General features: G+C 60.1%; 4 protein-coding genes and 1 pseudogene. 4 read left to right on the plus strand and 1 reads right to left on the minus strand.

Going from position 1 to position 9639, the window contains the following annotated elements; all coding sequences use genetic code 11:
* The first annotated feature begins 116 nt into the window (after positions 1 to 116).
* Entirely contained in the window at positions 117 to 5486 is a 5370-nt protein-coding gene (locus ACJ0G7_RS03295) for a hypothetical protein (protein WP_407395186.1), read from the plus strand.
* Here ACJ0G7_RS03295 and ACJ0G7_RS03300 read toward each other — a convergent pair.
* Entirely contained in the window at positions 5483 to 7687 is a 2205-nt protein-coding gene (locus ACJ0G7_RS03300; RefSeq protein WP_407395187.1) for an RCC1 domain-containing protein, read from the minus strand. The genes ACJ0G7_RS03295 and ACJ0G7_RS03300 overlap by 4 nt on opposite strands.
* Positions 7688 to 8074: 387 nt before the next feature.
* On the opposite strand from ACJ0G7_RS03300, the gene ACJ0G7_RS03305 reads away from it, so the two are divergent.
* The 3 genes and pseudogenes from ACJ0G7_RS03305 to ACJ0G7_RS03315 form a co-directional block, all read left to right on the plus strand.
* Positions 8075 to 9049 (plus strand): cadherin domain-containing protein, encoded by a 975-nt coding sequence (locus ACJ0G7_RS03305; RefSeq protein ID WP_407395188.1) that lies wholly within the window; start codon positions 8075 to 8077, stop codon positions 9047 to 9049.
* Positions 9050 to 9101: 52 nt separating this feature from the next.
* Positions 9102 to 9254 (plus strand): annotated as a pseudogene (locus ACJ0G7_RS03310) (Ig-like domain-containing protein); the annotation flags it as partial.
* 162 nt (positions 9255 to 9416) lie between these two features.
* Positions 9417 to 9639, plus strand: a 223-nt coding sequence (locus tag ACJ0G7_RS03315; RefSeq protein ID WP_407395189.1) for a hypothetical protein, incomplete at its 3' end; no start/stop codon positions are given.

A 9639-nucleotide genomic window follows, 5' to 3' on the forward strand; every position in this document is an offset into this window, starting at 1 on the left:
AAACTTGTTTGGATGATCGTTGCTAACTTTTGATTGTAATTGGGTTCAACTTCCTGAGGAAAGTTGTCACGACCCGTTGGTGACTCGTCGTCGATCCGGCTCTCTCGTTCCATGCCATGAGTTCCGTGTCATCACTCCGCGTGGTCGGGCATGTGCTCGAAGCCAGGCTTGATGCGTCGCTGGCGCTTCCTTCCCTGAGCCCTGCACCCCTTCTCTCGGGATTCAATCTTCAACGCCTCACCAATCGCGCCGACGACTTCGCCAGCTCGCCTGCCCTCGACTCTCCAGGCCTGGAGAACCTCGATCGCCTTTACGACACAGCCCTTGAGCTGCTGAGCGCTGGTTCCGCACCGTCGGATGTCAAGGAGGACGCCTGGGTGCTGGAGCTGCGCTTCCGCGGCAGCCGTTCGTCTCTCTTTGATGTCGACGGATCCTGGCTGGGTGATCTCCGTCTGATCGGCTCAGATCAAACGGATCTCTCCGACTTGATGGTGGCCGCTCTTGCCGAGCCGCAGTCGTTTCAGGATCCGTCGCTCGAGGAGGAGGTCCTGATCCTCCTGCTCAGTCAGCCGATTTCGGATGGGTCCCGTCTGAGTCTGGATTTTGAGGGCGATGGTGAGTTCGATGAGTGGATTGAACCGTTGCGTCTTTCCGAGGCGTTTCAGCCGCTTGAAGCACGAAGGGTTGTGCTGGATCCAGCTGTTCTCAACGATTGCGTCGTTGAGGTTCGTGATCCAGATGCCACAGGAGCAGAGCTTTGGAGCGACTGGACGTCTGTGGAACTCTCTCAGGCGACAGCCGGCCCCAGCTCCGTGGAGTGGCGCCTTGATTCTTCTGACAACCACGGTCTTTCCGTCATCCCTGCGGACTGGCTCGTTCGTCTGTCCTACGACGACCTTCTCAGCGAGACCATTCGTTCTGCTGATCTTCGCAGCGAAGCCGGTGTTCTTCTCCAGCTCGACATCGTTCTGATCCGTCAGCTTCAAGACGCTCTCCTCAGAGGCGATCTGCAGGCGGCCACGCTGACGCTCGGACCGGCAGACCGTGCTGATCAGATCTACAGCTTCGATCTGGATGACTATTCCAGCAGTGATGCGCTTGTGACGGCGGTCGGCAGTGCCGACTGGGTGGGAGGACTGGTGGATCGAGAGCTCGGTGTGCTGGCCCTGCAGGACGGAGAGGCGCGCCAGGGTCTTGAGAATTTCCAGGTGGAGCTTCAGTTGCTTCACCCTGGCTCCACCCGAGCTGAGCCCGTCTACAACGTGGCTCGCCTCATGAAGGAGGTGGACGGAATCTGGGAATCCCTGGATGCCGACGGACGCAGTCTGTGGAATGACTGGAGCGGTGGTGCGCTTGAACTCGACCGCTTCGGTGATCAGCGCGACAGGCTCGGATTCTCCGTTGTCGATTCGAGTGCGCCGGCCTGGCGCGACTTTCATCCCTGGTTCGGCATTCATGTGCCGATGGACCAGCCCTGGCATGAGCAGCGCACCTCAGAGCGCACCATCGAGATCGACGGCCTTGGCTTTGATGCAGGCGATGACCTGATCGTTCATCTCGTTCTGGACCGTCCGGACGATCCGTTCACGCCGCAGTGGGAGGGCAGCAGTGAAACCTATGTGCTTCTGTTTGACCTCCACACCCTCGATGCTGACGACAACCCTGTCGGGCTGTTGACGACAGATCAGCGGGAGGGTCTGTTTGCGGAGGAACTTGGATCAGCGGCTGATCTGGTTTCCCCTGATCCACGCTTCACCGTGCCGGTGCTGATTCCCTCCGGCGATGCCCTCAACCCGGAACAGCTGCTCGCCGAGTTCGCCATCGGCTTGAGCGATTTCATGGCAGCGAAGAATCTGGCGGATTTCGCAACCCCAGGCTTCACACTTTCTCGGGCAACGACCACAACCCGGAACGGTCGCGAGGTCCTCCAGTCCACTCTTGACTTTCCAGCGCCCATTGGCGGTCTCAAACCGTCGGTCAGCCTGCGCACCAGGGTGCTGCCGGACTCCACCAACACAACGGCCTACGAGGCTGCGCGCTCAGGTCATGAGGAGCAGACGTCAGCGGCCCTCCAGGAGAGGGTCAGCAACTACGGCCCGCGCCATCCCAGATTCCGTATGGCCTGGATCGATCCGGCGTCCGATCGTGAGGCGGCTGACCGCACCATCTCGTTGGTGTTAACGGGACCGGATCCGCTGGCTGCGATCGGCTCCGGTGGAAGCCGCTACCAGGCCGGCGATCTTCTGGTGTTGTTGGATCACCAGGTTGTTGGTCCTCACCACTACGACGTTGTTGTCCGCGATGACGGTGAGCTCTCCATTGTTCTCAAAGCAGACCAGCCGCAGCGGTTTGCCTCGGGCAGTGTTGTTCAGGTGAGCCTGAGGGATGGCCATGGTCTCATCGACAGCGCTGGCCATCCGGTTCAGGTCGTCGACCGATTGGCGGTGGACAACTGGGGGGCCTGGCAGGGCTATGGCGTCAACCCGACCACGCAGTTGTTCCTGGATCCAGCGGCGAGCCATGTGGATGACGACACCATCCGGCTGTCTTTTCTCTCAGCGGAGCAGCTGAGCCTGGATCCCTCTCGGGCGGTGGTTCCTGAACTGGATGATTTCCGTTTCCAGGCCAGCCGGCCTGGCCGTGATCAGCCCTGGGAGCTTGCGGTCGATCCGACCGCAGGCCTGCGGCTGGAAGGCTCGGATCTGATCGTCTCCCTGGTGGATCCCCTGGCTTCCGATGTCTCCGTTGTGGTCAGCTATGACCCGTTGATCTCTCGCGACGATGGGGATGATCCGTTCACCAGCACAGCAGGAGTGCCGGTTCAGCCATTCCAGGGGCAGCTGGTAGCGAATCGTTCACCGGATCGTGAGGGGCCCTCCCTTCTCCGGGGCGTGGCTTCCGCCAATCGCCTCAGCCTCACGTTCGATGACCCCTCCGGGGTCCAGGTGGGTGACGCACCGCTCGGTGATGACAACCTCCCCTATCCAGGGGATGTGCTGATCGAGGCTCAGCGCTCAGACGGTTCGATGCGCGTGTTGTCAGTCGCATCTATCGCGCTGTCCCATACGCGTCCGAATCAGCTGGATCTGCAGCTGGAGGAGCGCGTGGAGCCCGGTGATCGGCTGATGCTCAGTTACGAGGGCCGGGATCTCCAGGACGGCGCTGGTCATGTCGCCGTCCTTCGCGACATCCCCATCGTCAACGCCACCGTCGATTATCAGAGCGACAACCGTGAAAGCTGGTTTCAGAGCATTGACCTGACTCCCGTCGTCTTCGATGAGATCCCTGGCTCCGGAGGCATGTATCTGCAGGAGAGCGGCAGCCTTTCCACACGGCCCGGAGATGTTCAGATTCAGGACGACTACCTCTTCTCTCTTGATGAGCTGTCGCTGTTGAGGGTGGACCTCACGGATCAGGGCGGTTCAAGCCTGGATGACCCAGGCGACTTCAATCTGGACTTCAGCCTGCAGGACCTGACAACGCAACGGTTGATCGGTGGTTCCTGGAGTGCGTTGGATCATGCCTGGTTGGCGCAGCCCAGCAATGACGAACGACAGGTTGCGCTTGCTCTGCCGGCTGGCGATTACCGGCTGAGCGTTCATCACGCCGAGCTGCAGCGTCAGGGCGAGCAGCCATACCAACTGGAGCTCACCCACGCCCCCACCAGTCTGAAGGCCACGCAGCTGGACACCACGGCTGATGAGCTGACGGTGGCCACAACGGCACCGATGGAGCAGGGGGTGGGCCGGCAGACCGTGTTTGTGGAACTGCTGGATTCCGGGCGGTTCACAGCGACGGCTCCGGGTGGTTCGGATGACCTGTTGCTGGAGCTCCATGACCTCAGAGGGTCCTGGCTGACGACGACCTCGGCAGCCCCACTGCAACGTGATCTGCTGCCCGGTTTGTATCGGCTCGAGATCAGCGGCATGGATCCCGCCATGTCGGGCGAGGGTCTCAGCCTGACGCTGGATAGCTCATGGCCGATGGTGCTGGATGGCGACAGCCGGGAGCTGCCGAGCGGCTCGATCGCCGTCGACGGCCTGCCGGTGAGCGGAGAGCTGAATCCCCTGGACACCGACGACTTCTGGACCATCAACGTGACGGGTGGGGAGATCTACAGCCTGCGGGCCAGCGGCTTTCAGACCGATGTGAATCTGATTGTTGAGGATGCGGAGGGTCACTGGCTGGCCCAGAGCTGGAACTGGGGAGAGCTGCTGGAGGACGGCAGCTTCAGGCCATCCGATGAAACCCTGGTGCTGGATCTGCGCGGTGATGCATTCACCCCCGGTGTCGCCACCCAGCTCACGGTGCGGCCCCAGTTCTGGGGCGACTCCTCCTCCAGTTACAGCCTGCGTCTGATCTCTCACGCCACCCTGGAGGAGGCTCAGGCAGAAGCGGCCCGAGGCGTTCTGAAGGATGCCAGCCTGATCGCTGATGCCCAGCTTGATCAGCTGCAGTTGCAACAGCTGACAGCCCTGCAGACGGTGCATTCCGACACCCTGGAGCAGTTGCGGGCTGAATGGAACAGGCAAGGACTGGATCCTTCCGGCAGTGTTCTGGCTGCGGCGACCACCCTGCATCCGCTGTCGGATCCCCAGCCGCTGATGATCAGCACCGCGCTGCCTGAGAGCTTGCCCGAGGAGTTGCGTGCTGAACTGCGACGCAGTGATCCGGCGGTGCTGCGCGAGCAGCAGTCGCAGTGGCAGTTCAACGTCAACCAGGTGGCAGAGCTGATGGTTCAGACCGCTGATCAGGTGGTGGATCTGGTGCCGATCAGCAAACCGCTGGGGGTGAAGGTGGCCTTGCCACAACCTGTTCTGACGGAGGGGGCAGCGCTCCTGTCGTCATCCAACCGGCTGATGGCTGCAGATGCCGATCTTCCGGCCCTCGAGCAGCAGGATCTCGGCCTGCAGCGCATCGTGATGCCTCTCGATGAAACCAGTCGTCGGGCCTTGCTCGACAATGCTGAGCGATATCGCTCCCTTGTCTGGTACAAAACGCCGGCTCAGGGCGATGCCTGGATCTTCAGCTACGACGATGCCACCGGCACCGGCGCGCGCCTCGAGGACACCGATCCCAACCAGGACGGACCGGATGTGATGGCCATCTACGTGCGTGATGGCGGCCGCGGGGACGACGATGGCCTGGTGAACGGCTCGATTCTTGTGCCGGGGGGGCTGGCTTTCGCGCAGTTGGTGGGGGCGGTGCCGAAGCCGTTTGCTCCGCTGATGGATGGCCTGGCACTGGCTCGCAACTGGAGCGGAATCGACAGTGCTGCGGACCCTGTGATCAACCCTGCGGCAACGGAGCTGGATCTGGATGGAAGCGGCGGGATGGAGCCTGTGGATCTTGCCCTGGCTCTGCGGCACGGGTTCGGTACATTCCCAGGCGCCGCATTGACGGAGGACCTTTCCCTCCAGGCCGACATCAGCCTTGAGCAGATCCAGGCTCAGCTGCTGCAGCTGCGGACGGTGGAGTCGATTTAGAAACTCTGCAACTCCAGAAGTTGCTGCCAGATCACGGCCTCCGGACGCTCCACCGGCAGGTCCTGGGTCAGGGCCGAATTCGGGAAGGTGCCGAAACTGAAGCGCAGCAGGATCTCCGCATCCACCTCTCCCACAACGGCATCGCCATCCAGATCGAGGCGTTGCGTATCGATTCCCCCGCCGATCAAGGGATCCGGTGCCGGCCGCCGATCGAGGGCAGCAGCAAGCACCAGATGGTCTGACAAGGGGTTCACAACGGTGTCGCCATCGAAATCCAGGACACCAGGATCAGGTAGCAGTTGGAGCACGTCGTCATGGAAGGGATCGGCGAATCCGACAACGTCCGCTTGCAGCTGATCGACCACTGAGGAGCTGTCACCACCGGCAACGGCATCGCCCCAGCTGATCACGGAGCCATCGGCGAGCCGTGCAGCGAAGGCTCGATCGTTGGCGATCACCTCGTTCACAGGAGCAGCCAGCGGCTCCATCAGGGTCGGGGAGAGGCCACCGGATTCGGCGTCTCCCCAGCTCACCACTGAGCCGTCGGTCTTCAGGGCTGTAAAGGCGGCATCAGACGCAGCAAGACTCAGAACATCGCTCTGCAGCTGGCCGCTGACAGTGGAGCTGTCACCCCCGCCGGAGGCATTGCCCCAGCTCACCACCGAGCCATCACGTTTGAGGGCCGCAAAGGCTGTCTCGTTCGCCGTGAGGCTCACCACATCCGCCGCGAGCTGTTCGGTCACGGCATTGCTGTTGCCTCCGGTGTCGGGATGGCCCCAGGTGGCGACGGAACCGTCGTTGCCCAGGGCTGCAAAAGCCTGCGAGCTTGCGGTGATCGTGCTGGCGCCAGTGCCAAGGGCTTCGTTGACCGAAGAGGGAAGGCGTCCGCCGGAGAAGCGATTGCCCCAGCTGGTGATGCTGCCGTCCTGCAGCAGAGCGGCGAAGGCGCTGTTGTTGGCGGTGATGGAGGCAACACCGGATGAGAGCTGCTCGGCCACAGGGTTGCTGTTGCCACCGGCGGCCGGATTGCCCCAGCTCACCACGGAGCCATCGTCTTTCAGGGCAGCGAAGGCACTGTCGGTGGAGACGATCTCCACCACACCGCTGCTGAGCTCATCGCTGACGGCGCTGCTGTCTCCGCCGGCGCTGTCCCGCCCCCAGGTCACCACGGAACCGTCCTGCTTCAAGGCGGCGAATGCCGACTGGCTGGCAAAGACCTCGACCACGCCACGCGACAACTGATCTTCGAAGGCGCGGCTGTAGCCGCCGTTGCTGGCATCGCCCCAGCTGACGACGGCCCCTGTTTCCGTCACGGCAGCGAAGGCGAAGTCGTTGGAGGCCAGTCGCACGACGGTCTCATCCAGATCCGCCAGCAGGCTCGGCGGAATCACGCCACCGCTGCCGCTGTCTCCCCAGCTCACGATGCTGCCATCGGCCTTCAAGGCCGTGAAGGCGCCAGCGCTGGAGAAGATCTGCACCACATCGCCATTGAGGCGTTCCGCCACCCTGCTGATGTCACCGCCGCTGTCCGGATCTCCCCAGGCCACCACGGAACCATCCGATTTCAGCGCCGCGAAGGCGGCGCGGTTGCGCTGCTCCTGATCCGTTCTGCCGGGTGAGGCCACTGGCAGAGGCTGTCGCTGAACCAGGGAAGCCTGCTCCACCGGCACCATCTGATCGTCAGCCCACCACAAGCCTTGATCTCGCACGCGGGAGATGGGAAGGCTCGGTTCATCGGCGGCATGCAGAGCTGTTGCGAAACGGATCCCTTCATCACCGGGGGAGTCGTCCGGCTGCAACAGGGAGTCGAGATGATGGCCGAGCTCATGGCTGAGATGCTCCTGCACATCCTCTGCGGAGGCCTGGTTCAACCAGTCGGCACGCAGCAGGATCTGACCCGAGGGATGCTCGCTGTCTGCTGTTACATAGGCGGCGACAGCCCCGGGCAGGGAGCTGGAGCGGACAACGGAAATGGTCGGCAGGGAGGACCACCGGCCCTGGCTCAACGCATCCAGCAGTGGTTGCAGGGAAACCTGATGAGCCAACGTCTCCCATGTGGCATCGACGACCTGCAACAGCCAAGGCTGCGAGGGACTTTGGCTGACACAAGCCCAGCCTTGAAGCTGCTCCATCCAGCTGGCCAGCACAAGCCGGAACCATTGGCGGCGTTCTGCCGTCAGCAGGGTGTCGTTGGGTTTCACCCAATCAATCTAATTGCTGTGGATCAAATGAGCATGATGAGGGCAAATCGTTGCGATTGATTGATCGGCTGGCTGTGTGATGGTTTCCAGACTGGTTGTCAACCGGCCGCAGATTGCACGCATGACGGAATCAATAAAAAGCATGCTTCCAAATATGAACAAAATATGGCGCCTCCTTTTTATTTTCTTCAGAAGTGTTGAGCATTTCGGTGCGTGAGGCTGCCGGTCTGCCTCGTTCTGATACCAGGGAGAATGACTGCGCTGCAGTGGTTCTGGAAGTTGCAATATTGCTGGCAAAATTGCACAGGAAAACTATGCTGAGGTGAGATTCGGGTTACCGACCTTCGGCCTTTGTCGGGGGTCCATGCCTGTCATGCCTCGGTTGTCATGAGTCGCGACTCCCACATCAAGCCATGGCTTCTGGGCTGGACGCAGCAGTTGCGTGGCTGGGCAGAGGATGGCTCGTTGCTGGCGGCGGCCCAGCAGGCACTGCTCCTGGAAGAGTCACCCCAGCAGCTTGTTGAGCTGCTGGATCAGTGGGGCGCGTCTGATTTTTCGGCGCTGCCGGCTATTGAAACGTTGTCCAGGCAGGACATCGCCGGGGCGCGTGGTGCCTATGTGGAAGACCTGTCTCGGATCTTCCTGAATCAGGAGTGGTTGGCGGAGGCTTCTGATCAAGAGATTTCCGAGGTTCTGACCGAAGAACTTGGTCATCATCTTGATGCCGTTCTCAACGACTTCGATACACCGGGTGATGAAGGTGAGCTGTTCTCCGCCATTCTTGGTGGCACTGCACACAATTTGACCCGGTTGAGTCTTGAAGATGATCAGTTGATCATCAATATTGATGGGTTTGAGTTTGAAGCTGAAGCATCTGGTGAATCTGAGGGTGATCCCGATCCGTCGAGTGAATTTGAGGGTGATCCCGATCCGTCGAGTGAATTTGAGGGTGATCCCGATCCGTCGAGTGAATTTGAGGGTGATCCCGATCCGTCGAGTGAATCTGAGGGTGATACTGATCCGCCGGTCTTTACGAGTGGATCAACAGCAACGGCAATTGATGAGAACACTGGAAGTGGACAAATTATTTACACAGCTGTAGCCACAGATGACTCTTCGATTCAATACAGCTTAAGACCTGGTGTTGGAGATGATGTCTCATTCTCGATTGATCCTTCTTCAGGAGAGGTCACTCTTCTTGATGATCCCGACTACGAAACGAAGCCGAGTTACAGCTTCACTGTGATCGCAACTGATGATTTCGGTAACGACTCTGATCAAGTTGTTGCATTGGCTGTTAATGATCTTGATGAGCTACCTCCAGACAAACCATCAACACCTGATCTAGCTCCCAGATTCTGATACAGGAACATCCAACAGCGACAACCTCACAAGCGACACCACTCCAACCTTCACGGGTACAGCAGAAGCGAGCAGCACTGTTGAGCTGTTTGCTGGAAGTAGTTCGTTAGGGACCACCACGGCAGACAGCAGTGGTAACTGGAGTTTCACGGTTGATTCAAGTGATGCTTTCACCGATGGCAGTCATTCCATCACAGCGACAGCCACTGATGCCGCTGGGAATGTCTCCAGTGCGTCCGATGCTCTGACGATCACCATTGATACGGCATCTCCAGCGATCACCAGCGGATCCACCGCAACACCAATCAACGAGAACAGTGGTAGTGGCCAGGTTGTTTATACAGCAACAGCAACAGATGCATCCACTGTGAGTTTTGGGCTGCTGCAGGGCAATGGTTTAAAAGTTGAACTTTATGAGGGGAGAAATTTTGATTCGCTCAGGGCGACTAATTATGAATCGACGATTAATATCAATGATCAGTATGACAGGGATTACGGCGGCGATGGAGATACATTCTCTGTTCGAGCCACCGGACAGATTCAAGCCTATGCCCAGGGAAGCAATACCTGGAAAGTGAGGAGTGATGATG

Origin of the sequence: Parasynechococcus sp., from assembly GCF_045559935.1 — a bacterium.
Lineage (GTDB): Bacteria > Cyanobacteriota > Cyanobacteriia > PCC-6307 > Cyanobiaceae > Parasynechococcus.